This is a genomic window from Kineosporiaceae bacterium SCSIO 59966 (genome assembly GCA_020881835.1).
Lineage (GTDB): Bacteria > Actinomycetota > Actinomycetes > Actinomycetales > SCSIO-59966 > SCSIO-59966.
In genome coordinates this window covers 2032770-2057830 of the sequence record CP052876.1, presented here as the reverse complement: position 1 = coordinate 2057830, position 25061 = coordinate 2032770, and the positions used below count along the sequence as shown (strand labels likewise).

At 73.4% G+C, this 25061-nt stretch carries 21 protein-coding genes; 13 read left to right on the top strand and 8 right to left on the bottom strand.

The genetic code is table 11. From position 1 onward, the window contains the following. Positions 1-49: 49 nt before the first annotated feature. From HJG43_09530 to HJG43_09520, 3 genes are read right to left on the bottom strand one after another with little or no spacing between them, the layout of a single operon-like run. Positions 50-1318 (bottom strand): ABC transporter substrate-binding protein, encoded by a 1269-nt coding sequence (locus HJG43_09530; protein ID UER54740.1) that lies wholly within the window; start codon positions 1316-1318, stop codon positions 50-52. Positions 1319-1365: 47 nt separating this feature from the next. Beyond that, positions 1366-2934 (bottom strand): Tat pathway signal sequence, encoded by a 1569-nt coding sequence (locus tag HJG43_09525; protein ID UER54739.1) that lies wholly within the window; start codon positions 2932-2934, stop codon positions 1366-1368. Positions 2935-2965: 31 nt separating this feature from the next. Then, a complete protein-coding gene (locus tag HJG43_09520) occupies positions 2966-4003 on the bottom strand; it encodes a carbohydrate kinase family protein (protein UER54738.1) in 1038 nt (345 codons plus the stop codon). Positions 4004-4112: 109 nt separating this feature from the next. On the opposite strand from HJG43_09520, the gene HJG43_09515 reads away from it, so the two are divergent. The 9 genes from HJG43_09515 (at position 4113) to HJG43_09475 (ending at position 16316) form a co-directional block, all read left to right on the top strand. Further along, positions 4113-4865, top strand: coding sequence for a DeoR/GlpR transcriptional regulator (locus HJG43_09515; protein UER54737.1), 753 nt, complete (start codon positions 4113-4115; stop codon positions 4863-4865). Beyond that, positions 4862-6217 carry a 6-phospho-beta-glucosidase gene (locus HJG43_09510; protein UER54736.1) on the top strand — a complete coding sequence of 452 codons (1356 nt, stop codon included), beginning with the start codon at positions 4862-4864 and terminating at the stop codon, positions 6215-6217. Before HJG43_09515 ends, HJG43_09510 begins: the two co-directional genes overlap by 4 nt. A 177-nt stretch (positions 6218-6394) precedes the next feature. Next, positions 6395-6847 carry an Hsp20/alpha crystallin family protein gene (locus HJG43_09505; protein UER55866.1) on the top strand — a complete coding sequence of 151 codons (453 nt, stop codon included), beginning with the start codon at positions 6395-6397 and terminating at the stop codon, positions 6845-6847. 51 nt (positions 6848-6898) lie between these two features. Continuing rightward, positions 6899-7849, top strand: a complete 951-nt coding sequence (locus tag HJG43_09500; GenBank protein UER54735.1) for a UbiA family prenyltransferase — start codon at positions 6899-6901, stop codon at positions 7847-7849. A 171-nt stretch (positions 7850-8020) separates the two neighbouring features. Further along, entirely contained in the window at positions 8021-10879 is a 2859-nt protein-coding gene (locus tag HJG43_09495) for a leucine--tRNA ligase (GenBank protein ID UER54734.1), read from the top strand. An 18-nt stretch (positions 10880-10897) separates the two neighbouring features. Further along, positions 10898-11764, top strand: coding sequence for a DegV family protein (locus HJG43_09490; protein UER54733.1), 867 nt, complete (start codon positions 10898-10900; stop codon positions 11762-11764). A 252-nt stretch (positions 11765-12016) separates the two neighbouring features. Continuing rightward, a complete protein-coding gene (locus HJG43_09485; protein UER55865.1) occupies positions 12017-12856 on the top strand; it encodes a ComEA family DNA-binding protein in 840 nt (279 codons plus the stop codon). Beyond that, a complete protein-coding gene (locus tag HJG43_09480; protein ID UER54732.1) occupies positions 12853-16086 on the top strand; it encodes an MBL fold metallo-hydrolase in 3234 nt (1077 codons plus the stop codon). Before HJG43_09485 ends, HJG43_09480 begins: the two co-directional genes overlap by 4 nt. After that, a complete protein-coding gene (locus HJG43_09475) occupies positions 16083-16316 on the top strand; it encodes a hypothetical protein (GenBank protein ID UER53201.1) in 234 nt (77 codons plus the stop codon). Before HJG43_09480 ends, HJG43_09475 begins: the two co-directional genes overlap by 4 nt. A 165-nt stretch (positions 16317-16481) precedes the next feature. On the opposite strand, the gene rpsT is transcribed toward HJG43_09475, so the two are convergent. Then, positions 16482-16742, bottom strand: a complete 261-nt coding sequence (rpsT, locus tag HJG43_09470; GenBank protein UER54731.1) for a 30S ribosomal protein S20 — start codon at positions 16740-16742, stop codon at positions 16482-16484. Between the two features lie 312 nt (positions 16743-17054). Here rpsT and lepA point away from each other — a divergent pair, with 312 nt between their 5' ends. Next, the gene (gene lepA, locus HJG43_09465; protein ID UER55864.1) at positions 17055-18959 is read left to right on the top strand and encodes an elongation factor 4; all 1905 of its coding nucleotides are present in this window, start codon (positions 17055-17057) and stop codon (positions 18957-18959) included. 12 nt (positions 18960-18971) lie between these two features. Here lepA and HJG43_09460 read toward each other — a convergent pair whose 3' ends face one another. Beyond that, positions 18972-19484, bottom strand: a complete 513-nt coding sequence (locus HJG43_09460) for a GNAT family N-acetyltransferase (GenBank protein UER54730.1) — start codon at positions 19482-19484, stop codon at positions 18972-18974. Positions 19485-19514: 30 nt separating this feature from the next. Here HJG43_09460 and HJG43_09455 point away from each other — a divergent pair, with 30 nt between their 5' ends. Next, complete coding sequence (locus HJG43_09455) at positions 19515-20759, top strand: coproporphyrinogen III oxidase (protein ID UER54729.1); 1245 nt, start codon at positions 19515-19517, stop codon at positions 20757-20759. Between the two features lie 15 nt (positions 20760-20774). On the opposite strand, the gene HJG43_09450 is transcribed toward HJG43_09455, so the two are convergent. The 3 genes from HJG43_09450 to HJG43_09440 all read right to left on the bottom strand — a co-directional run bounded on the left by HJG43_09450 (position 20775) and on the right by HJG43_09440 (position 22662). Then, the gene (locus HJG43_09450; protein UER54728.1) at positions 20775-21335 is read right to left on the bottom strand and encodes a DUF4870 domain-containing protein; all 561 of its coding nucleotides are present in this window, start codon (positions 21333-21335) and stop codon (positions 20775-20777) included. Positions 21336-21396: 61 nt separating this feature from the next. Further along, a complete protein-coding gene (locus tag HJG43_09445; GenBank protein UER55863.1) occupies positions 21397-21732 on the bottom strand; it encodes a DUF4870 domain-containing protein in 336 nt (111 codons plus the stop codon). A gap of 69 nt (positions 21733-21801) precedes the next feature. Continuing rightward, positions 21802-22662 carry a DUF3097 domain-containing protein gene (locus HJG43_09440; GenBank protein ID UER54727.1) on the bottom strand — a complete coding sequence of 287 codons (861 nt, stop codon included), beginning with the start codon at positions 22660-22662 and terminating at the stop codon, positions 21802-21804. 193 nt (positions 22663-22855) lie between these two features. Between HJG43_09440 and hrcA the strand changes: the two genes are divergently transcribed. Then, the gene (gene hrcA / locus HJG43_09435) at positions 22856-23887 is read left to right on the top strand and encodes a heat-inducible transcriptional repressor HrcA (protein UER54726.1); all 1032 of its coding nucleotides are present in this window, start codon (positions 22856-22858) and stop codon (positions 23885-23887) included. A gap of 45 nt (positions 23888-23932) precedes the next feature. Beyond that, positions 23933-25045, top strand: a complete 1113-nt coding sequence (gene dnaJ, locus HJG43_09430; GenBank protein ID UER54725.1) for a molecular chaperone DnaJ — start codon at positions 23933-23935, stop codon at positions 25043-25045. Positions 25046-25061 lie beyond the last annotated feature (16 nt).

Genomic DNA, 25061 nt, shown 5'->3' with positions numbered 1-25061 from the left:
GCACTGGAGAAGGTGGACACGGTCCAGCCTTCCTTCCGTCGGGCTGGGATCAGCGTTCGATAGTCCCGTCGAGGAACTCGCGCACGGTCTGCGCGGCCTCGGCCGGGTCGGCGTCGCCGTTGTAAGCGGGGAAGAGCGCGTCCTGCATCGCGAGGCTGATCGCGCTCCACTGTGGGACGGACGGACGCGGGCGGGCGCTCTGCAGGATCTCGCCGAGCTCGGCGGTCAGCGAGTCGTCCGGAACCTCGTCGTAGTACGCCTGCAGCACAGGCAGCACGGCGTCCTCCGCGAGGATCTCCTGCGCGGCCATGTCGGTCGCCGCCCAAACGATGAACTCGGTGGCGAGGTCCGGGTGCTCGGAGAACGCGCTGACCGCGTTGTTGAAGCCGCCGATCGCGGCCACACCCTCCCCGGCGTCACCAAAGGCCGGGATGGGAGCGACGGCGGTGTTGCCGTGCGCGGGGCTCTCGGTGTCCTCCTCAATCAGCGCGTACGGACCGGGCCAGTTGCGCATGAAGACGACGTCGCCCTGCTGGAAGGCGTTGCGCGACTCCTCCTCCATGGCCGTGTTATAGCCCGGCGCGAAGCACCCGCCGGCGAGCGCGTCGGCCATGTAGGTCGTCACCTCGGCCGCGAGATCAGGGTCGAAGAGCACCTCCGACTGGTCCTCGTTGTAAATCTCGCCGCCGGCGCTCCAGTAGAGCTCGAGCCAGTTGACGACGAAACCCTCGTACTTGGCTCCCTGGCCGATGTAGGGGTGGTAGCCGTCGATGGCACCGGCGTCGCAGATCTCCTGCCAGGACTGCGGAGGTCCGTCAACCAGGTCCGTGCGGTAGTACAGGACTCCGGTGTTGGTGTTCAGCGGGACGCCCCACAGCTCACCGCCCCACGAGGCCGACTCGAGCGGTCCGGGGAGCAGGTCGTCCTCGAGTTCTGGGCGCACGTCCTCGAGGCTGGCGAGCCAGCCGTTTTCCACGTACTCGCCGGTCCAGACGACGTCGAGCCCGAGCACGTCGAACTCCGAGCCCTGGGCCTGCAGGACGAGGGCCTGCTGCTCGCGAGCGCCGTCGGCCGCCTCGGGCAGCACCTCGATCCGCACCGGGGTGTCGGGGTTCTGCTCGTTCCAGAGGTCGGCGATCCGCGTGTTGGCGCCGCCGGGCTGCGAGCGGGCACCCCCGACCGCCCAGACGATCTCTGTCTCACCGGATCCGTCGGCGTCGCCACCGCCGGAGCTTTCGCCCGGCGTGCAGCCAGCGAGTCCGACGAGCGCGAGAGCGCCCAGCACCGCGGTCGAGCGACGAACTTCTCGTGCCTTCATCATTGATCCTCTCGAGTTCCTGCCGGGGGTCGGGCGTACGGGGTGATTCATGGACGGGCTCCGTGGGGGGAGGCCCGGCGCACCCAGGTGGGTGAGCTCCAGGCGTGCTGGTCGTTGTGCTGGCGTACGCGCACGAGGTACCAGTCCTCGGCGGCGCCGGTGCCCTCGTCCTCGAGCTCCCAGGCGAGCGTCAGGGCCGCGTCCGGCTGGGCCCGGTTCATGACCAGCGCGCCGGACAGGAAGCCGCCCACGTAGTGCGACCGCGGGCCGTCGAGCAGCTCGGCCACCGTGTGGCGGTAGGTCTGCCCGGCTGTCTCCACGACGAGCTCGGCCCCGAGGGGAGCGTCCACGTGCAGCGCGAACTCCTGTGTCGCGTCGGTCGTGACAGTCGGGTTGCCTCGTGTTCGGGTCCGCAGGGCGACGTCCCGCTCCCCGACTTGCTGCCAGTGGGAGAAGGAGTAGCTGTCGGTCTCCCCGGCCTGGTCGGCAAGGGTGTCGTAACCCCGCAGCCGGGGCTCGAGCGCGCGGAGTCGGCCCTCGGTGAGGCGCAGGCGCACGTCCCAGTCGACCGGGACACCCACCTCGCCCCAGCCGAGCGCCACCGACAGGACGCCACCGAAGTCCCTCGCGGGCGTCGCCACCCGGTGCGGTGAGGTCCTCGCGACGGGGGTGCCGTTGCGGACGAGCTCGACGTAGTCGATCGAGTCACCGGCCCGGACGTTGACCTGGACCTCGACCGGCTCACCCGGCCGCGCGGTCGCCTCGCCGCCCATCGGGACGCTGTCGATCGTGGTGGCGAGCATGATGCTGTCCCCTGTGACCGCGTAGGTCCGTCGCGCCTGGATGGCCGCCCAGATGCCCTCGCGCGTCAGCTCGTCGGCCCAGACCATCGCCCGCCCCCAGCCGTGGCTGCCCGGGTGGGCGCTGTGGTGGTCGGTGGAGCCGATGACCCCGAACCGGCGGCCGAGGGACAACCCGTGGAACGCGGTGCTGCCAGCGTCACGCGGACCCATCGTATGCAGGTAGGGCCGCGGCGCCTCGTCGGACTCCCCGCTGCCGTGCATGGAGACCAGCTCCACGACAGGGGAGAGCTCCTCGTCGAAGGTAGACCAGTTGATGCCCCGACGACCGGCCTGGTAGCCGATGTGGTGTGGCACGACCATTCCGGACAAACCCTGCGCGGCCAGGCCTCGGAGCTCACTCCGCAGCGCTTCGAGCGACGGCGCCTGCGCGATCTCGAGCGGGCCGCGCCCGGCTGGGAAGTACACGCAGTGGTCGCCGTAGGTCATGCTGTGCCACTCGAACGACAGCAAGGACACGAATTCGCCGTCCTCGTGCGCGGCCTCGGTCACGTCCTGCACGTGGTCCCAGGACCGGCGCAGCCGTTCGAACCCCTGGGCGTGGTAGGCGTTCACGTGTGCCGGCTCAGCTGGCATGTCGTGCCACGCCGCGTGACCGGTGACGGAGGCGAAGTCCAACTGCAGCCGTGCGTTCCGGTAGGCATCCTGGATGCTGCCGTGCCCGTAGCTAATCCCGCAGTGGTTGTGGATGTCGCCGGCGTACGCGGTCATGCCACGGTACGCGGGGTTCGTCGTCGTGGGGCGGTACACGGGCACAGTGGACTCCTGGGAGGGGGCGGACGGAGGGTCAGCGGGCGTGGGGGGCCGCGAGGACCGTCACGGGTTCGAGGTCGTCGAGGAAACCGAACCGGCGGCGAAGGTCCTGGGCCCGGAACTCACCGGCGGCGGCACGGGTCACCGTCGTGGACCACCAGTCAGCCAGAGACCGCAGCGACGGGGCACCGAGGGAGCCGGTCGGCTCGCGAACCGAGAGGCTCGAGCACAGCACGGAGAGCTCGACGCGGTGGACCAGGGGCAGGTCCCAGCCGCTCGCCGCGGTAAACGCCGCCACAAAGACGTCGCCCGCGCCGGTGGTGTCGACGACGTCCACCGGCACGCCTGGTACGTCCGCGGTCTCACCCGTGGTCTGGTCGACGGCCACCGCACCGTCCGCACCACGGGTCACCGCCACCACAGGGACCCGCTCGGCCAGAGCGGCCGCAGCCCGGGTCGCGGAGTCGGTCCTGGTGTAGGCCCTCGCCTCTGCCTCGTTGGGGAGGAAGGCGTGGCACGCGTCGAGGTCGTCCAGCAGTGCGGTGTCCCACTTCTGCGAGGGGTCCCAGGCGACGTCCGCGAAGACGCGCGTCCCGGAGCGGGCCGCGGTGCGCCACCACTGCCCCGCGGCGGCACGGCTGCCCAGGTAGAGGATGGCCGCCGACGGGTGGGAGTCCGCGGGGATCATTGCGTCGACGTCGACGACGGCCTGCTCGTCGTACGTCACCATCGCGCGGTCGCCGTCATAAACGAGGGAGGCGGTCACCGCGGTGCGCCCGCCCCCGATCCGACGCGACGAGCTCAGATCGACGCCCTCCTGCTCCAAGCAGTCCCACGTCCACACGCCGAAGAGGTCATCCCCGAAGACGGCCGACATCGCCGGCCGCAGTCCCAGCCGCGCGAGAGCGACCCCCATGTTGGCGATGCCCCCCGGGGCGATGGCGAACCCGGTCGACCATGTCTCGGTGCCAGGACGCGGCGCACTGCGCAGCCCGGTGAACACCAGGTCAGCGAAGACGTCACCCGCGAGCAGCACGTCGATCCCTGCCGGGACCTCGGGCCCTTGTCGCATGCGTCAGCCTCCTCCATTGGTGCTCGAAGGTGACCGTACGCGGCGCACGACAGTGCGCGCAAGTGCTTAGTCTTGCACGTTTGTGGCGGCGCGGTGCTACCTTCGGTCCATGCTCACCTCGACGCGGCGCAGCTCGATCATCCAGGCGCTCCAGGCGTCCGGCGAGGTTTCAGTAACGGCACTGGCCGACGAGTTCGGCGTCAGCCCGTCGACGATCCGCCGGGACCTCAACGCACTCAGCAAGGAGGGGCGCCTCATGCGCGTCCGCGGCGGAGGGGGAGCCATCGAAGCTGATCCCCAGCCGTTCCACGAGGTGGCGCCGACGCAGGCGCGCGAGAAGGAGCTGATCGGTGCCGCCGCCGCAGCCCTCGTCCAGGACCGCGACGTGGTGATCCTCGACATCGGCACTACCGTCCAGCACGTCGCACGGAACCTGCGCGGCCGGCCCGTCACCGTCGTCACTGCGTCCCTGGCCGCCGTCGACGTCCTGCGCGACGACCCCGTCGTCGAGCTCGTCGTGCTCGGTGGCGTGCTGCGGTCGTCCTACCTGTCTCTGGTCGGGGCGCTGACCGAGCAGGCCCTCAGCCAGATCACCGCCGACATCTGCTTCCTCGGCGCGAGCGGCGTGCGCGACGACGGCGCGGTGCTGGACTCCACGAGCATCGAGGTGCCGGTCAAGCACGCGATCCTCCGCGCCTCAGACCGCACCGTGCTTGTGGCGGCGGACGACAAGTTCCCCGGGTCCGGAGTCATGGCCATCTGCGGCCCCGACGAGATCGACACCGTAGTCACGACGAGGTCCGCGACCTCGTCCGGCCTCGAACACCTACGCCGCACCGGCACGGAGGTCATCACAGCGTGAAGCTCACTATCATCGGGGGCGGCGGTTTCCGCGTCCCCCAGATATTCGCGGCCCTGGCCCAGGGCGACCAGGGCGTGATCGACGAGCTCTGCCTCCACGACGTCTCTCCCGAGCGTGTGGCTGCCATCGGCTCGGTGCTCACGGCCATGTCGGGAGAGCTGCACCGCCCCCCACGCGTCACCGTCGAGCACGACCTCACGACGGCGCTCACCGGTGCCGGCTTCGTCTTCTCCGCCATGCGGGTCGGTGGGACGCACGGGCGCATCCAGGACGAGCGCATCGCGCTCGACCACGGGCTCCTCGGCCAGGAGACGATCGGACCCGGCGGACTCGCCTACGCCCTGCGCACCCTGCCGGAGGCCCGCCGGATCGCCCAGGAGATCCGACGCGTGGCCCCCGAAGCCTGGGTCATCAACTTCACCAACCCCGCCGGAATCATCACCGAGGGGATGCGCGCGATCCTCGGCGACCGCGTCACCGGCATCTGCGACACCCCGATCGGGCTGGTCCGCCGGGCGGCGCGCGCCGCCGGTCGCGACGTGACCTCCGTCGAGTTCGACTACGTGGGGCTCAACCACCTCGGTTGGCTCCGTTCGCTGTCCGTCGACGGCACTGACGTCCTCCCACGACTGCTGGACGACCCCGTCCTGGAGTCGATGGAGGAGGCGCAGATCTTCGGGACCGACTGGCTGCGGGCCCTCGGCGCGATCCCGAACGAGTACCTCTTCTACTACTACTTCACCCGTGAGACGGTTACTCGCATTCGGAGTGGTGGCCAGACACGTGGTGAGTACATCCAGGCGCAGCAGGACGACTTCTACAGCGCGGCGCTGAGTGAGCCGGCGCGGAGCCTCGACCTCTGGCGCGCCGCGCGCCACGATCGCGAGGCCAGCTACATGGGTGAGACTCGGGCGGAGAAGGACCGCTACGCGCGCAACGCCGACGATGTCGAAGAGGGCGGTTACCAGCAGGTCGCGCTCGACCTCATGACGGCGCTCACCTCGGATCGCCCCGCCACGATGATCCTCAACGTCCCCAACTCGAGTGCCGAGAGTGGGCTGCTGGTCCCGCAGCTCCCCGACGATGCCGTCGTCGAGGTCCCGTGCCGCGTCGACCAGGCGGGTATCCACCCGCACCAGGTGTCCGCGGTCGGCGGGGAGCTGGCCGGCCTCATGGTCCAGGTTAAGACCTCGGAGCGACTGGTCATCGAGGCTTCCGCGACGAAGTCCGCGCAGCTCGCCTGGCGCGCCTTCGCGAACCACCCGCTCGTCGACTCGGTCGACGTCGCCAAGGACCTCCTCGGGCGGTATCGGTCCGAAATCCCGGAGGTGGGAAGGGCGCTGGAAGGCTGAGTCATTTTTGACGGAGTCTTAGAGCGGCGCGATGCCGGAGTCTCACTCATGTGTCACGTGGCTGCCCGCAACGCCTGGGGAAGTAGTGGCTCGAGGGGTCGGTCCGGGAATAAAACTTGAGTCCGTAGCGCTCAACTTTACGTCCATACTTCAGAGGCGTGAAGGAGGTGAGGGATGATGGCACTGCCGGCTCGACGCAGCACTGAACTGCAGACCTGGAATCCCTTCCGCGAGCTCGACGACCTGCACGAACGGATGTCTCGGCTGATGGAGTCGACCTTCGGTGAGACCCGAAACGGTCTGACCGGCTGGGTTCCTGCCGTCGACATCGAGGAGACAGACGAGGCGTTCCTCGTGGAGGCGGAGCTTCCGGGGGTGAAGCGCGACGACGTCACCGTGGAGCTTCGTGACAACGAGCTGACCATCCACGGTGAGATCAAGGAACGCGAGCGCACCGGCGTCCTGCGCCGCCAGACCCGCCGCACGGGCCAGTTCGACTACCGCGTCGTCCTGCCTGGGGACGTCGACGCGGACAACGTCGAGGCCAACCTTCAGGAGGGCATCCTGCGGGTCACCGTCCGCAAGGCGGAGCAGACCAAGCCGCGGCGTATCGAGATCACCGCGGCCTGACAGCCGCGGTCATCACAGCCCAGAGGGGGAGCGATCGCTCCCCCTCTTCGCATGTCACCAGGCGACCGGCTCACCCACCCCCGAGCCGTGCTTGCCGCGGAGCCGGTCCCGGACGTCGTGGACCGGGCCGGCGTCCCGCGGCACACTCGCCGCGTGCACGACGAGCGGACGGCCGCCGAGCCGTCGCCGTCCGTCAGGTCGGCCACCGGCCTGCTGCGGGCCGCCCACCCGCTGCCGGCGGCCGCCGTCACGGTGCTCGGGACCGCACTGGGCGTCGCCGCGGGGCTGAGCGCCCCCAGGACGCTCCTGCTCGCCGCCGCCCTGCTGGCCGGGCAGCTGTCGATCGGCTGGGCGAACGACGCCGTCGACGCCGCCCGGGACCGGCTCGCCGGCCGCCGGGAGAAACCCGTCGTCGCCGGGCACGTCGCGGCGCGCACCGTCCACCGGGCCGCCGTGGCCGCGCTGCTCGCCAGCGTCCCGCTGTCGTTGGCCCTCGGCCCCGTCCCCGGGGTGCTCCACCTGCTCGCCGTCGCCTCGGCGTGGGGCTACGACCTGTGGCTCAAGACCACCCCGGTGAGCCCGCTGCCCTACGTCGTCTCCTTCGGCCTGCTCCCGGCGGTCGCCGCGACGGCCGCCGGGGTCGACGTCCCCGCCGCGCTCGTCGCCGCGGCCGCCCTGCTCGGTGCCGGCGCGCACTTCGCCAACACCCTCCCCGACGCTGCCGCGGACGCGCGGACCGGCGTCCGCGGCCTGCCCCAGCGGCTCGGCGTCCGGGCCTCCCGGACCGCCGGCGCCGCCGGTGTCGTCGCCGCCTGCGCCCTCCTCGTGCTGGTGCCCGACCCGGACGTCGGGCCCCCGGCGGTAGCCGTCCTCACCGTCGCCGCGGTCGTGGGCGCCGCCGGCGGGCTGGCCCCCGGCCGTGCCTCCTTCCGGCTGGTGCTCGCCGCCGCCGGGATCGCGGTCGGCGGGGTGCTCCTCGCCGGTCCCCGGCTGCTCGGTTGACGACCCTGTACCCTGACCCCGTGCGGACCGGCCTGCTCCTTACCGAGCCGCGCTGAGGCCCGCTCCGGCGACGGAGCGGCACCAGCGCGGCGACCCCTTGCGTGCAAGGGGTTTTTTTCTGCCCCGGCACGGCAGCCCGGACGACGAACCAGCGACGAGGCGAGGACGACGATGACCCAGCAGACGCCCGAGACCACCCCGGCGTTCCGGTACGACGCGCGCCTGGCGGAGCAGATCGAGAGCCGCTGGCAGGACCGGTGGGAGGCCGAGGGCACCTTCCAGACGCCGAACCCGGCCGGGCCGTGGGCGGACGAGTCGGTACGCGGGCGCGACAAGATGTTCGTCCTCGACATGTTCCCCTACCCGTCTGGCGCGGGCCTGCACGTCGGCCACCCGCTCGGGTACATCGGCACCGACGTCCTCGGCCGCTTCCAGCGGATGCGCGGCAAGAACGTCCTGCACGCCCTGGGCTACGACGCCTTCGGCCTGCCGGCCGAGCAGTACGCCCTGCAGACCGGTCAGCACCCGCGGGTCACCACCGAGGCCAACATCGCCACCATGCGCCGGCAGCTGCGCCGGCTCGGGCTCGCGCACGACCCACGCCGCTCGGTCGCCACCACCGACGTGGAGTTCTACCGCTGGACCCAGTGGATCTTCATCCAGATCTTCAACGCCTGGTACGACGAGTCCGCCGACGGCGGCCGCGGCCGGGCCCGCCCGATCGCCGAGCTCGTCGCCCAGTACGAGCGCGGCGAGCGCACCGTGCCCGACGGCCGGGACTGGGCCGACCTGGACGCCGTCGAGCGGCGCCGGGTCATCGACGCCCACCGGCTGGTGTACGCCTCCGACGCGCCGGTCAACTGGTGCCCGGGCCTGGGCACGGTGCTGGCCAACGAGGAGGTGACCGCCGAGGGCCGCAGCGACATCGGGAACTACCCCGTCTTCAAGCGCAGCATGCGCCAGTGGATGATGCGGATCACCGCGTACGCCGACCGGCTGCTCGAGGACCTGGACCGCCTGGACTGGCCCGAGGCCATCAAACTCATGCAGCGCAACTGGATCGGGCGCTCCCAGGGGGCCACCGTGCGCTTCCCGGTGGACGGCGCCGAGCCGGTCGAGGTGTTCACCACCCGGCCCGACACCCTGTTCGGCGCGACGTTCATGGTCGTCGCCCCCGAGCACGCACTGCTCGACGGGGAGCTGCCCGCCACCTGGCCGGACGACGTCCCGGCGTCCTGGACCGGCGGGTACGCCGACCCGGCGTCCGCCGTCGCCGCCTACCGCCAGGAGGCCGCCCGCAAGACCGAGCTGGAACGCCAGACCGAGGGCCGGGACAAGACCGGCCGGTTCACCGGCCTGTACGCGACGAACCCGGCCACCGGCCGGCGCATCCCCGTGTTCACCGCCGACTACGTGCTGATGGGCTACGGCACCGGCGCGATCATGGCCGTCCCCGGCCAGGACGAGCGGGACTGGGAGTTCGCCGCCCGCTTCGACCTGCCCGTCGTGCGCACGGTGCAGCCGCCCGAGGGCTGGCAGGGCGAGGCGTTCACCGGGGAGGGCCCGGCCGTCAACTCCGCCAACGACGAGATCAGCCTCAACGGCCTGGGCGTGCAGGAGGCCAAGGCCCGGATGATCGACTGGCTGTCCGCCAAGGGCCTGGGGCAGCCCACGACGACGTACAAGCTGCGCGACTGGCTGTTCAGCCGCCAGCGGTACTGGGGCGAGCCGTTCCCCGTCGTCTGGGACGAGCACGACGTCCCGCACGTGCTGCCGGAGGAGATGCTGCCGGTGACGCTGCCGGAGCTGGAGGACTACCGGCCCGAGGCGCTCGACCCGAACGACGAGCACAGCCAGCCGACGCCGCCGCTGGGCCGCGCCGAGGGCTGGACCGAGGTCACCCTCGACCTCGGCGACGGCGAGCGCACCTACCGGCGCGAGCTCAACGTCATGCCGCAGTGGGCCGGCTCGTGCTGGTACGAGATGCGCTACCTGGACCCGGCCAACACCGAGCGGTTCGTCGACCCGGAGGTCGAGCGGTACTGGATGGGCCCGCGCCCGGAGGTGCGCCCCGACCACCCCGGAGGGGTGGACCTGTACGTGGGCGGCGTCGAGCACGCCGTCCTGCACCTGCTGTACGCCCGGTTCTGGCACAAGGTGCTGTTCGACCTCGGCCACGTCTCCAGCGCCGAGCCGTTCTACCGGCTGTTCAACCAGGGCTACATCCAGGCCTACGCCTACCGCGACGCCCGCGGCCAGGTCGTGCCGGCGTCCGACGTCGAGCAGACCGAGGACGGCCGGTACCTCTACCACGGGGAGCCGGTGACCCGCGAGCACGGCAAGATGGGCAAGAGCCTGAAGAACGTCGTCACCCCCGACGACATGTACCAGGCGTACGGCGCCGACACCTTCCGTGTGTACGAGATGTCGATGGGCCCGCTCGACGTGTCCCGGCCGTGGGAGACCCGTGCGGTCGTCGGGTCGCTGCGGTTCCTGCAGCGGGTGTGGCGCAACGTCGTCGACGAGCAGACCGGCGAGCTGCGGGTTGACGAGGAGCCGGCCGACGAGCAGACCCGGCGGCTCCTGGCCCGCACCATCGACGGGGTCACCGCCGACATGGAGGGCATGCGGTTCAACACCGCCGTGGCCAAGCTCATCGAGCTGAACAACCACCTCACCCGGACCGGGCGCTCCCCGCGGGAGGTGGTCGAGCCGCTCGTGCTCATGCTGGCGCCGCTCGCGCCGCACCTGGCCGAGGAGCTGTGGTCCCGGCTCGGGCACGACCGGACGCTGGCCTACGAGCCGTTCCCGCAGGCCGACGAGCGGCTGCTCGTGGAGGAGACCGTGACCTGCGTCGTGCAGGTCGCGGGCAAGGTCCGCGACCGGCTCGAGGTGCCCGCCGACGCCGGCGAGGAGGACCTGCGGGAGCGGGCGCTGGCCAGCGACGCGGTCCAGCGGGTCCTGGACGGCCGCGGCGTGCGCACGGTCGTCGTCCGGGCCCCGCGGCTGGTCAACGTCGTCCCGGCCTGACGTCGTACCCTCCCCGGCATGGCGAACGCGGTGCGGGTCCTCACCGACTCGACCGCCTACCTCCCGCAGGAGATCCTGGACCGGCACCGCCTGACCAGCGTGCCGCTGCAGGTCGTCGTCGACGGCCGCTCCTACGACGAGGGAGACCTCGGCGGCACCGACGTCGCCGAGGCGCTGCGCCGGCGCCGGCCGGTCACCACGTCGCGGCCCTCGCCGGCGCGGCTGCTGGCCGCGTACGAGCGGCTCGCCCACCAGGGGGCCACCGAGATCGTGTCGGTGCACCTGTCCGCGGCGGTGTCCGGCACCTACGAGGCCGCCGGGCTCGCCGCCCGTGACGCGCCGGTGCCGGTCCACGTCGTCGACTCCCGAGCGCTGGGGATGGCGCTCGGTTACCTGGCCGTGTCCGCCGCCGAGCTCGCCGAGCGCGGCCTGGACGGCGCCCAGGTCGCGGACGCCGTCCGCCGGCTCACCGCCGGGGTCCGGGTGTACTTCTACGTCGACACCCTCGAGCACCTGCGCCGGGGCGGGCGGATCACCGCCGCGCAGGCCCTCATCGGCTCGGCGCTCGCCGTCAAGCCGCTGCTCACCCTCGAGGACGGACGCATCGTCCCGCTGGAGAAGGTCCGGACGGCCACCCGGGCCCTGGCCCGGCTCGAGGACCTCACCGTGGCAGCCGCCGGGCACGACGCCCGGGTGGCGGTGCACCACCTGGACTCGGCGCAGCGGGCCGACGCCCTCGTCGAGCGGCTGCGGGCCCGGCTCGGCCCGGGCCCCGAGCTGGTGTGCAGCGAGATCGGACCGGTCATCGGGGCCCACGTCGGTCCGGGCATGGTGGGCGCCGTGGTCGTGCCCGCCACCCCCGACCTGTCCTGCACAGGCGGCTGATCGGCGGCGGTCTCCACAGGCCCGGCTCGCCGGCAGGGCAGGACGTCCCCGCCTCGTCGCACCCTCGGCGGCGTGCACCCAGCCGACCGCGAACCCCTTGCCCGCCTGGCCGCCGGCTCCCGGGAGGCAGTGCGTGTCCTGCCGCCGGCCGGGCCGCCGCGCCGCGGCAGGCGCAGCGCTGGGTGGGGGGACGACGACGTCGCCTCGCCGCATGTCGCCTCAGCTCCCGGACGCGACGACCCGGTCGCCGGGCTGCGCCCGGCCGCTGGACTGCGGGGCCGGCTCCGCGAGCGGCTGCCGCAGGCCTGGCAGGAGTCCCGGTGGGCGCTGCCGCGCTCCGCCGGGGTGGTGGCCGTCGTGACCGCAGCCGTCGCCGTCGTCGTCGTGGTCGCCGTAGCGCTGGTCGTGGCGCCGCGGGACACCCCCGAGGTGCAGACCGTCCCCGCTCGGGGCGATGAGGCACCGGCTGTTGCGCCCGGTGATGCTGCGGTACCGGGTGATGCTGCGGCGCCCGCGCCCTCGCCGACGGACCCGTTCACGGTGCCGCCGTCAGGTCCGGCCCCGGCGGGGACGGCGCCGCCCTGGGGGGCCGCGGCCGGAGGGCCCGGTGGGCAGGACGCGGCCCTGCTCGTCGTCCACGTCGTCGGTCAGGTCGGCGCACCTGGTGTGGTCCGCCTGCCCGCCGGGGCCCGGGTGGCCGACGCGGTGGAGGCCGCCGGCGGACTGACCGAGGATGCCGACGTCACCCGGGTCAACCTGGCCCGTCTGGTCGTCGACGGGGAGCAGGTGGTCGTGCCCCGGCCGGGGGAGGAGCTGCCCCCGCCGGCACCCGGTGCCGCGGCCGGCGGGCCTGGGGACGGCGGTACTCCCGGCGGGTCCGGCGCCATCGGTGGAGCCGAGCAGCCGGTCGACCTCAACACGGCCACCGCCGAGCAGCTCGACACCCTGCCCGGCGTCGGGCCGGTGCTCAGCGGACGCATCCTGGACTGGCGGGCCGAGCACGGCCGGTTCAGCCGGGTGGAGGAGCTCCTCGAGGTGCCCGGTATCGGGCCGACGCTCCTTGAGCGGCTCCGACCGCTCGTGCGGGTGTGACCAGTGCCGCCGGGCCGGACCTGCGCCTGCTGCCGGCCGCGGCGTCCGCGTGGGCGGCCGCAGGCTGGGCGGTCGGTGCCCGCCCCGGTCCGGTGCTGCTCGCCGCCTGCGGGACTGGTCTCGCCGTCGCGGTCATCGCCCGCTGGTGGCGTGCCCGCGGCGCCGGCGGGTGGCTGGTCGCCGGCGCCGCGGTCGTCGTCGTCCTCTCCTCCGTCCTGGTCCACGGCGCCGTCCGGACCGCCGGGCCGCTGCCCGCGCTGGTGGAGCAGCGGGCGGCGGTCTCGGTCGACGGGCTCGTCCTGGAGGCGCCCCGCCCGGTCCGGGCCGACCCTGCCCGGCCGGACGACCCGCCCCGGTACGTGGTCCGGCTGCTGGTGACCGCGGTCGACGGGCGCGGGCAGCGGTCCGCCGGTCGCAGTCCCGTGCTCGTCATCGGCCCGGCCGCGTGGGCGTCGCCGAGGCCGCACGAGACGGTGCGCGCAACCGGTCGGCTCGCCCCCGCCGACCCTGGCGACGACGTCGTGGCCCTGCTCCTGGCCGCCACCGGACCCCAGGTGGTGAGCGCCGCGCCGACCTGGGCCCGCGCGGCGGAGTCACTGCGCGAGGGGTTGCGCCGCGCGGCGGCGCCGCTGCCTCCGGACGCCGGAGGACTGCTGCCCGGTCTCGTCGTCGGGGACACGAGCACCCTGCCGCCCGACCTCGAGGAGGACATGCGGGCCACCGGGCTGTCGCACCTGACCGCCGTGTCCGGGGCGAACACGACCATCGTCAGCGGTGCGGTCCTGCTCGCTGCCGCGGCGGCCGGAGCCGGACGCCGGCTGCGACTGGCCCTCGCCGGCGGCGCGCTCGCCGGCTTCGTCGCCCTGGCCGGCCCAGAGCCCAGCGTCCTGCGGGCCGCGGTCATGGGTGCCGTCGGGCTCGCCGGGCTGGCCGCCGCCCGGCGTGGGCGGGGCGTGCCGCTGCTGTCCGGCGCCGTCGTCGCCCTGTGCGTCATCGACCCGTGGCTGTCCCGCTCCTTCGGCTTCGCGCTGTCGGTGCTGGCCACCGGTGCGCTGCTGCTGCTCGCCCGGCCGATGGCCGCAGCCCTCAGCCGGGTCCTGCCCTCCGTCGCGGCCCACGCCGTCGCCGTCCCGGCGTCGGCGCAGGCCGTGTGCGGACCGGTCGTCGTCCTGCTCACCCCGCACGTGCCGCTGCTGTCGGTCCCGGCCAACCTGCTCGTCGCCCCGGCGGTCGCCCCGGCCACGGTGCTCGGCGTCCTGGCGACGGTGCTCGCCCCGCTGTCCCCGCAGGCCGCCGAGCTGGTCGCGCGCGTCGCCGGTGTCGCCACCGGGTGGATCGGCGGTGTCGCCCGTGCCGCCGCCGGTCTGCCGGGAGCCACGCTGCCGTGGCCCGCGGGGGTCACAGGGGCGGTCCTGCTGGCCGTCGTCACCGTCGCCGGGCTGCTGCTGGCCGCCGCCGTGCTGCGGCTGCCCCGGCCGCTGCTCGTCGGTGGCCTGGCAGGTGCGCTCGCCGGCGTCCTCGTCGGCGTCCTCGTCGCCGTCCCGCTCGTCGTCCTGCCCGGGGCCCTGCGTGGGCTGCGAGGCCCCGCCTGGCCGCCGCCGGGATGGCTGACCGTGGCCTGCGACGTCGGCCAGGGCAGCGCCCTGGTCACCCGCAGCGGCCCGTCGTCGGCCGTGCTCGTCGACGCAGGGCCCGACCCCGCGGCCGTCGACCGCTGCCTCGAGGACCTGGGCGTGGACTCGCTCGACCTCGTCGTCCTGAGCCACTTCCACGCCGACCACGTGGCCGGCCTGGCCGGCGCGCTGGACGGGCGGTCCGTCGGCCAGGTCGTCACCAGTCCGCTGGCCGAGCCGGCCGACGGCGTCCGCCAGGTGCAGCGCGTTCTCGGCAACCACGGGGTGCCGGCGGTGCCCGGCGGCGCCGGGATGGCCGGCACCGCCGGGCAGGTGCGGTGGCGGGTGCTGTGGCCCGCCGGGCCGCCCGGTGACGCGGCACCCGGTGACGCGGCGTCCGGGGAGGGGTCTTCCGGGGAGGGGTCGTCGGACGGGTCGCGGGTCAACGACGCGTCCCTCGTCGTCCTGCTCGACGTCCAGGACCGGACCGTGCTGGCGACCGGTGACGTCGAGCCCGCGGCCCAGCAGGGCCTGCACCGGGCGCTGCCCGCCGGGACGCGGCCGGACGTCGTCACCGTGCCCCACCACGGGTCCGCGGCCCAGGACGACGACCTCGCCCGGGCGCTCTCGCCGCGGGTCGCGCTGGTCAGCGCCGGGGCCGGCAACGACTACGGGCACCCCACGCAGCGGGCACTGGACCTGTACCGGTCCACGGGGGCACTGGTCCTGCGCACCGACGAGTCCGGGGACGTCGCGGTCGGTAGCACCGAGGGACGGCTGTGGACAGTCGGCCGGGCTGGTGCCGTGCCGTCCGCCGGCCGTGGCAGGCTGGCGCCGTGGCAGGACGACGGACGACCGGTGGCGCGGCCACGACGGTCGGCTGGCGGGAGGTCGCTCCCGCGCCGGTCGTCCTCGTCACCGGGACCGAGGAGTTCCTCGCCGAGCGGGCGCTGGACCAGGTCCGCGAGCTCGCCCGCCGCGACCAGCCCGACCTCGAGGTGGTCGACGTCGACGCCGCCCTCTACGAGAAGGACCAGCTCGCCACCTGGACGAGCCCCTCCCTCTTCGGCGAGCCACGCCTGGTCCGCGTGGTGGGCGTCGAGCAGGCCTCCGATGCCTTCCTCGAGGACGCCGTCGCCTACCTCGACCACCTGCAGGACGACGTCGTGCTGCTGCTGCGCCACGCCGGCGGGCAGCGGGGACGCAAGCTCCTCGAGGCGGTGCGGGCCACCCCGCAGGCGCTGGTCGTCGACTGCGCCCCGCTCAAGGCCTCCGACCGGGTGGACTTCGCTGCCACCGAGCTGCGGCTCGCCGGCCGCCGGTTCGACTCCCAAGCGGTGCGGGCTCTCGTGGACGCCGTCGGCAGCGACCTGCGCGAGCTGGCGGCCAGCTGCGCACAGCTCCTTGCCGACGTCCCGCCCACCCGGGCCATCGAGGTCGCCGACGTCGACCGGTACCACGGCGGGCGCGCGGAGGTCACCGGCTTCAAGGTCGCCGACGTGGTGGTCGCCGGCCAGCGTGAGCACGCGCTGCTGCTCCTGCGTCAGGCACTTGACGCCGGCACGGACCCGATCCCGGTGCTCGCCGCCCTGGCGGCCAAGGTGCGAACGCTGGTGAAGGTGGGCTCGGCCGGACCGGGTCGGCCGGCCGACCTCGCGAAGCAGCTGGGCATGGCGCCCTGGCAGGTGGAGCGGGCGCGCCGGGACCTGCGCGGCTGGACCCCGCAGGGCCTCGCCGCCGCCCTGCACGCGCTCGCCGACGCCGACGTCGCCGTCAAGGGCGGTGGCCGGGACCCGGTCTACGCGGCGGAGAAGGCCGTCATCGCGGTCGCCGCCGCCCGCGGCTGAGGCACCGTCGCCGGGTGGCCGGCAGCCGGCTGCTGGTAGACGACCGGCTCCTGGTAGACGACGGACGGCCCCGCCCCGGGCGGGGCGACGCCGTCACGCCGGCAGGCCGTTGGACGGACGTGCCGGGGACGTCGCGGGACGCCGTGTGGACGTCTCGCGAGCGGGTCAGATCCGGCTGGCCGCCTTGGCCAGCGCCGACTTGCGGTTCGCGGCCTGGTTCTTGTGGATGACGCCCTTGCTGGCAGCCTTGTCGAGCTTACGGCTAGCGACCCGCAGGGCCTCGGCGGCCTTGTCCTGGTCACCGGCGTCGGCGGCCTCACGGAAGGCGCGCACGAGGGTCTTCAGCTCCGACTTCACGGCCTTGTTACGCAGCCGGCGACGTTCGTTCGTGCGGTTGCGCTTGATCTGGGACTTGATGTTCGCCACGAGTGGACTTTCTCTGCGTTCGGACAGGTCGGTGAGGGCGGTGCTCGGTGTGAGCCGCGCGGACCTGACTGACGGTGGTGGGGTCACCGGTGGCGGTCCGTACGACGTGCGCGCACGACCTGGGCGCGCACGCGACGTCTTAGGCTACCAGCCACCTGCCTCCCCGTCAGGTTCGCGCACCCAGTGGCGGTGAATGAGCCTCGAAACCGCCGGGATCGCAGCCACGGCGGGCGCGAACCCTGGGTAGGGGGGTGGCGTGGGACGATGGCCTCTGCCCCGACGTCGTCCTGGAAGGTGCCCCGCGTGTCCCCGATGGCCAGCCCCGCCACGAGGCGCACGATCGAGCCCGCCGCCACCGCGCCGGAGCAGATCCGTAACTTCTGCATCATCGCCCACATCGACCACGGCAAGTCGACCCTCGCGGACCGGATGCTGCAGATCACCGGCGTCGTCGAGGCCCGCCTCATGCGTGAGCAGTACCTCGACCGGATGGACATCGAGCGCGAGCGCGGTATCACGATCAAGAGCCAGGCGGTGCGGATGCCGTGGGAGCTCGACGGCACCGCGCACGCGCTCAACATGATCGACACCCCTGGCCACGTCGACTTCACCTACGAGGTGAGCCGCTCCCTGGCGGCGTGCGAGGGCGCCGTCCTGCTCGTGGACGCCGCCCAGGGGATCGAGGCGCAGACGCTGGCCAACCTGTACCTGGCGATGGAGAACGACCTCGAGATCATCCCGGTGCTCAACAAGATCGACCTGCCGGCCGCGCAGCCGGAGAAGTACGCCGACGAGCTCGCAGGGCTCATCGGCTGCGACCCGGGCGACGTCCTGAAGGTGTCCGGTAAGACCGGCGAGGGGGTCGAGGCGCTGCTCGACCACATCGTGCGCCGGGTCCCCGCCCCGGTGGGGGACGCCGACGCGCCGGCCCGGGCGATGATCTTCGACTCGGTCTACGACAGCTACCGCGGTGTCGTCACCTACGTACGGGTCATCGACGGCCACCTGTCTGCGCGCCAGCGGATCGCGATGATGTCGACCCGGGCTCACCACGAGCTGCTCGAGATCGGCGTGATCTCCCCGGAGCCCACGCCGTCCCAGGGACTCGGGGTCGGCGAGGTCGGCTACCTCATCACCGGGGTCAAGGACGTCCGCCAGTCCAAGGTCGGCGACACGGTGACCGACGCCGCCAGGCCGGCGTCCACGCCGTTGGCCGGGTACCGCGAACCCCGGCCGATGGTGTTCTCGGGCCTGTACCCGATCGACGGCTCGGACTACCCGCTGCTGCGCGACGCCCTGGACAAGCTCAAGCTCAACGACGCCGCCCTCGTCTACGAGCCGGAGACCTCCGCGGCGCTCGGGTTCGGGTTCCGCTGCGGCTTCCTCGGCCTGCTGCACCTGGAGATCGTCCGGGAACGGCTCGAGCGCGAGTTCGACCTCGACCTCATCTCCACGGCTCCCAACGTCGTCTACCACGTGACGATGGAGGACGGCTCCGAGGTCGAGGTGACGAACCCCAGCGAGTTCCCGGCCGGCAAGGTCGCCGAGGTGCGCGAGCCGGTGGTGCGCGCGACGATTCTCGCCCCCAGCGAGTACATCGGCGCGGTGATGGAGCTGTGCCAGCAGCGGCGCGGGTCCCTGCGAGGGATGGACTACCTGTCCGAGGACCGGGTCGAGATGCGGTACACCCTGCCGCTCGCCGAGATCGTCTTCGACTTCTTCGACCAGCTGAAGTCGCGCACCCGCGGCTACGCGTCCCTGGACTACGAGCCGGACGGCGAGCAGACCGCCGACCTGGTCAAGGTGGACATCCTGCTGCAGGGCGAGCAGGTCGACGCGTTCAGCGCCATCGTGCACCGGGACAAGGCCTACGCCTACGGCGTCATGATGGTGGGCAAGCTGCGCGAGCTCATCCCGCGCCAGCAGTTCGAGGTGCCCATCCAGGCCGCCATCGGCTCACGGGTCATCGCCCGCGAGACCATCCGGGCCATCCGCAAGGACGTCCTCGCCAAGTGCTACGGGGGAGACATCACCCGTAAGCGCAAGCTGCTCGAGAAGCAGAAGGAGGGCAAGAAGCGGATGAAGATGGTCGGGCGGGTCGAGGTCCCGCAGGAGGCGTTCATCGCCGCGCTGTCCTCCGACGCCGACAGCGACAAGGCCAAGGACAAGGCCAAGGACAGGCCCAGGGACAAGCCTCGGGACAGGGCCCGGCGGTAGCCCGCAGGTCAGTCAGCCGCCGCGCGGGACCGGTGCGACGAGGACGTGCTGCGGCCCGGCGTCCCCGCCGAGGTAGGTGACGCCGGTGTCCCGGAAGCCCGCGCGCAGGTAGGCGGTCACCGCGGCCGGGTTGGCGGTGTTCACGGTGAGGACGACGAGGTCGGCGTCCGGGTGGAGCGCACCGGCCAGCCCCGGTACGAGGGCGGCGGCCCGGGTCCCCAGGCCACGGCCCTGGTGCTCGGCGGCCAGGTAGAACCCGCGCAGCAGCACCGCCCGCTCCGGGGCGTCGACGAGCTCGTCGAGGTAGCCCTCCCGGTCCAGCACGCCGAACCCGACCGGGGCGCCGTCCCGCCGGACGACGAAGGGCGTGCGCGCCGGGTCGGCGAGGGCCTCCGGGAGGGTCCGGGCCGCGGTGGCGGAGAACACCTCCTGCTCGGGTCTGGGGCGCAGCGCGAGCACGGCGAGGCGGAGTTCCTCGTCCTCGGCGGTGACGACGTCCAGCCGCACCTCGGGGTCGGCGCTCACCGCGCGGACGGTAGCAACGACACTGGGGCGGTGAGTCCCTCGACGCCGCCGGACGGCGACCCCGCCCCCGACGACGGGCTGCTGCCGGCGTCCGCTGCGGCCGGCGCCGAGCGCAGGGCGCTGGGCCTGTACGCGCACGTGCCGTTCTGCCGGGTGCGCTGCGGCTACTGCGACTTCAACACCTACACCGCCGAGGAGCTCGGCCCCTCCTCCCTGCCCGGCGCCGGCCGCGCCGGCTACGCGCAGGCGCTCGTCGACGAGCTCGCCGTGGCCGCCCGGGTGCTCGAGGCGTCCGGCGTCCCGCACCGCGACGTCTCCACCGTGTTTCTCGGTGGCGGCACGCCCACGCTGCTGCCGGCGGCCGACCTCGCCGGCGTCCTCGACGGTGTCCGACGCCACCTCGGGCTCGCGCCGGGGGCGGAGGTCACCACCGAGGCCAACCCCGACTCGGTCGACGCGAGGTACCTCGACGCGCTCGCCGCGGCCGGTTTCACCCGGGTCTCCCTGGGGATGCAGTCCGCCGTCCCGCACGTCCTGGCGACCCTGGACCGCACTCACCGGCCGGAGCGGGTGCCGGACGTCGTCCGCTGGGCGCGTGAGGCGGGCCTGCAGGTGAGCCTCGACCTCATCTACGGGACGCCGGGGGAGTCCCTGCAGGACTGGCGGCGCAGCGTGGACGCCGCGCTGGCCTGCGAGCCCGACCACGTCTCCGCCTACGCCCTGGTGGTCGAACCGGGGACGCGGATGGCGGCCCAGGTGCGCCGAGGTGAGCTGGCGGCGCCGGACGACGACGACCTGGCGGCGAAGTACGAGGTCGCCGACGCGGCCCTCGAGGCTGCCGGCTACCGGTGGTACGAGGTGAGCAACTGGGCTCGCGGTGCCGACCGCGTGTGCCGGCACAACCTGTCCTACTGGCGCGGGGACGACTGGTGGGGCGCCGGGCCCGGAGCCCACAGCCACGTCGGCGGCGTCCGGTGGTGGAACGCCCGGCACCCCGCGGCCTGGGCGGCGCGGCTGGCCGAGGGCCGCAGCCCGGCGCAGGGCCGGGAGGTGCTGGACGACGAGGCCCGCGACGTCGAGCGGGTGATGCTCGCCGTCCGGCTGGCCGACGGCCTGGAGGCCGACGCCGTTCCGGCGGCGGGCCGGGAGCGGTTCGGGGACCTCGCCGCCCGGGGGCTGCTGGACCGGCAGGCAGCCGCCCGCGGCCGGGTGGTGCTGACCCGGCGCGGGCGGCTGCTGGCGGACGCCGTCGTCCGCGACCTGCTCGGCTGGTGACGGTCGAGTGACCGGTCAGGTGACGATGCGCCAGGCGAACGGGTAGCGGTAGTTCTCGCCCTTGTTCACCGCGATCGCGGCGAGGATCGGGAACACGATGTTCAGCACGCCGAGTGCGAACATCACCAGGCCGCCGACGAACACCGTGGTGAGGACGGCGCCGACGACGTAGCCGATGACCAGGGTGATGTTGAAGTTGAGCGCCTCGCGGGACTGCTCACGCACGAACGGGCCGCGGTCCTTCATGACGAGGTAGACGACGAGCGGCGCGAGAAAGCTGAAGAGGATCGCGCCGAGGTGGGCGAGCATCGACCACATCCGCTGGTCGGCGGGGCTCAGCTCGTTGGTGTAGCCACCGGCCGGTGGGGCGCCGGCGCCCGGGTACGCCTGGTAGCCGCCGGGCTGCTGGCCGTACGGTGGTGGCTGCTGGCCGTAGGGCGGTGGCTGCTGGCCGTAGGGCGGTGGCTGCTGGCCGTAGGGCGGTGGCTGCTGGCCGTAGGGCGGTGGCTGCTGTGGCTGGTCGGGGCGCTGGGGCGGCTGCTCGGGCTGGTCGGGACCGGTCGGGTGCTGGGACATCTGACCCCCCTGTCGGGTACCGAGGCGGCGTCCGCTGCCTCGTGGTCACCCTAGTGGCTGGTCAGCTGATGAAGCGGATCGTCAGCGGATACCGGTAGGTGCGCCCGTCGGCGGCTGCGACGGCGGCGAGGACGACCAGGACGGCGTACGCGATCCCGACGACGGCGAGCAGGGCGATCCCCACCAGGACGACGACGAGGAGCGCAGACACCAGGATGTAGATGAGCCAGGTCAGGTTGAAGTTCAGCGCCTCCACGGCGTGCGACCGGACGTAGGGGGACTTGTCGCCCTGGACGAGCAGCACGACGAGGGGCCCGAGAAAGCCCAGGGCGACGTAGGCGGCGACGAAGCTCGTCAAGTGGGCGGCAACTGCCCAGTTGCGTTCCCACCGCGAGATCACGCGCTCACCGTAGGCCCTCCAGCCGTCCGTCGCTCCCGGGCCGCGCCGGTCTGGGCGTCCGGCACCTCAGCCGGGGTCGGCGGTGACGAAGTCGATGAGCTCCTCGACCCGCCCGAGCAGGTCCGGTTCGAGGTCGGCGTAGGACCGCACCGAACCCAGGATCCGCCGCCAGCCGGCGGCCACGTCGGCCGGTCCGTCCGCCGGCCAGCCCAGGGCCTCCAGCACCCCCTCCTTCCACGGCCGCCCACGGGGCACGGTCGGCCAGGCGTCGACACCGATCCGCTGTGGTCGCACGGCCTGCCACACGTCGACGTACGGGTGCCCGACGACGAGGACGTGGTCGGCGTACCGGCCGCCGCGCAGCGCCTGCTCGGCGATCCTCGCCTCCTTGCTGCCGGCCACCAGGTGGTCGAGCAGGATCCCGAGGCGGCGCCCCGGCCCGGGCGCGAACTCCTCGACGGCGCTGGGCAGGTCGTCGACGCCGTACAGCGGCTCGACGACGACGCCCTCGACCCGCAGGTCGTCACCCCAGACCCGTTCGACGAGCTCGGCGTCGTGCTGGCCCTCGACCCACAGCCGCGACCCTCGGGCCACCCGGGCCCGGGCTGCGGGCACGGCCACCGAGCCGCTCGCCGTCCGGGCCGGGGTCCGGGCAGCCGCGGGTCTGCGGGGGGCCACGAGCCGGACGGGAGAACCATCGAGCAGAAAGCCGGGCCCGAGCGGGAAGGCGCGGGTACGCCCGTGGCGGTCCTCGAGCTGGACGACGTGCACCCCGCCGGCCTTCTCGACCCGGACGACGGCGCCGCACCAGCCGGTCTCGACGTCCTCGACGACGAGACCGGGTTCGGCGACCGCGTCCGTGCTTCGCCCCCGCCGGGGGCGGCGCCAGTCCGTGGCCAGGACGTCGGGCCCGTAGCGGTCGCTCACGGCGGGCGACGTTAGCGCCGGCGCGCGACGACCGCGTGCCTGACACGGCCGCGGACCGCCACTCGCCGCCCGGCCGGCTCGCCCAGCACCCGGCGCGTTCGGCGGCGCGGCGTCCCGGGACGTAGACTTGGCACTCACCAAGCGGGAGTGCCAGTACGCCTGCGCACGGGCCGCACTGCGAGGAGGTGTGCCGATGAGCGACGAACGCCGGCTGGCCGTGCTGCGCGCGATCGTCGAGGACTACGTCGACACCCACGAGCCGGTCGGCTCCAAGGCCCTCGTGGACCGCCACAACCTCGGGGTGTCCCCGGCCACCATCCGCAACGACATGGCGGTGCTGGAGGAGGAGGGGCTCATCGCCCAGCCGCACACCAGCGCCGGCCGGGTGCCGACGGACAAGGGCTACCGGCTCTTCGTCGACCGGCTCTCGGAGGTCAAGCCGTTGTCCCCGGCCGAGCGCCGGGCCATCACCACGCTGCTGCAGGACGCCGTGGACCTCGACGACGTGCTGGAGCGCACCGTCCGGCTGCTCGCTCAGCTGACCCACCAGGTCGCCGTCGTCCAGTACCCGTCACTGACGCGCTCGCGGGTCCGGCACGTCGAGCTCGTCCCGGTCGGAGCCGGACGCGTGCTCGTCGTCCTCATCACCGACACGGGCCGGGTCGAGCAGCGCACGGTCGAGGTCGACGCCGACCTCTCCGAGGAGCTGGTGGGCCAGCTGCGTGCCCGGCTCAACGAGGCGGCGGCCGGTCACCCCTTGCAGGACGCCGTCACTCGGCTGGAGCCCCTCGCCGAGTCCGTGCGACCGGAGGTCCGCGAACCGGCCCGCCGGGTCGTCGCCGCCCTGCAGGGGGCACTGCGCCAGCAGCGCGAGGACCGCATGGTGATGGCCGGCGCGGCGAACCTGGCCCGCGCCGGCATCGACTTCGCCGCGATCGGGCCCGTGCTGGAGGCCATCGAGGAACAGGTCGTGCTGCTCCGGCTGCTCTCGGAGATGGCCGACGACCCGGCCAGCGGGGTCTCCGTGCGAATCGGGCACGAGAACCTCTACGAGGGGCTCGTCACGACGTCCGTGGTGTCGAGCGGGTACGGCGTCGCGGCAGGGGACGCCGGATCGCACGTGGCCCGTCTCGGCGTCCTCGGGCCCACCCGGATGGACTACCCGACGACGATGGCGGCGGTCCGCGCGGTGGCCCGCTACGTCTCCCGCATCCTGGTCGGCTGAACCCGACCGTCCCGAACCGATCCGACAGGAAGCGACCACTTACCGGTGAGCGACCACTACGACGTGCTCGGCGTCAGCCGTGACGCCACGCCCGAGGAGATCAAGAAGGCCTACCGTCGGCTGGCGCGCAAGCTCCACCCGGATGTCGGTGGACCCGACTCCGCGGAGCGGTTCAAGGAGGTGTCGGCCGCCTACGAGGTGCTGTCCAACCCCGACAAGCGCCGCGCCTACGACATGGGGGCCGACCCCAACGGGACCGGGGGCGGGTTCGGGCCCGGCTTCGGCTTCAGCGACATCTTCGAGACCTTCTTCGGCGGCTCAGCCGGCCAGCGCGGGCCGGCGACCCGGCAGCGCCGGGGCCAGGACGCCCTCGTCCGGCTCGAGGTCGACCTCGCCGAGGCGGTCTTCGGCTCCGAGCGGGAGCTCCAGGTCGACACCGCGGTGCTGTGCCCGACCTGTCAGGGCAGCTGCTGCCGGCCCGGTACGTCCCCGCGCACCTGCGACGTCTGCGGCGGCCGCGGCCAGGTGCAGCGAGTGGCCCGGTCCTTCCTCGGGCAGGTGATGACGACGACCCCGTGCCCGAGCTGCCAGGGGTACGGCACCGTCATCCCCGAGCCCTGCCTGGAGTGCTCCGGGGAGGGGCGGGTGCGTTCGCGTCGCAGCCTCACCATCAAGGTCCCGCCGGGGGTGGACTCCGGCACCCGCATCCAGCTCACCGGTCGGGGCGAGGTCGGCCCGGCCGGCGGGCCCCCCGGTGACCTCTACGTCGAGATCGCCGTCCGGCCGCACGAGACGCTGACCCGGCGCGGTGACGACCTGCACTGCACGGTCACCGTGCCGATGACCGGCGCCGCACTGGGGACGACCATCGAGCTGGAGACCCTGGACGGGACCGTGCCGGTCGACGTCCGGCCCGGGACGAGCTCCGGGGAGGTCGTCACCCTGCGAGAGCACGGCGTGACTCGGCTGCGCGTCGGCGGGCGTGGGGACCTGCACGTGCACATCGAGGTGCAGACCCCCACGAAGCTGGACGAGGAGCAGGAGCGGCTGCTGCGGGAGCTGGCGCGGCTGCGGGGCGAGGAACGTCCCCAGGGGCGGGTCGAGTCCGCGCAGCAGAACGTCTTCTCCCGCCTGCGCGACCGCTTCGCCGGTCGCTGACCCCGCTACCCCCTGC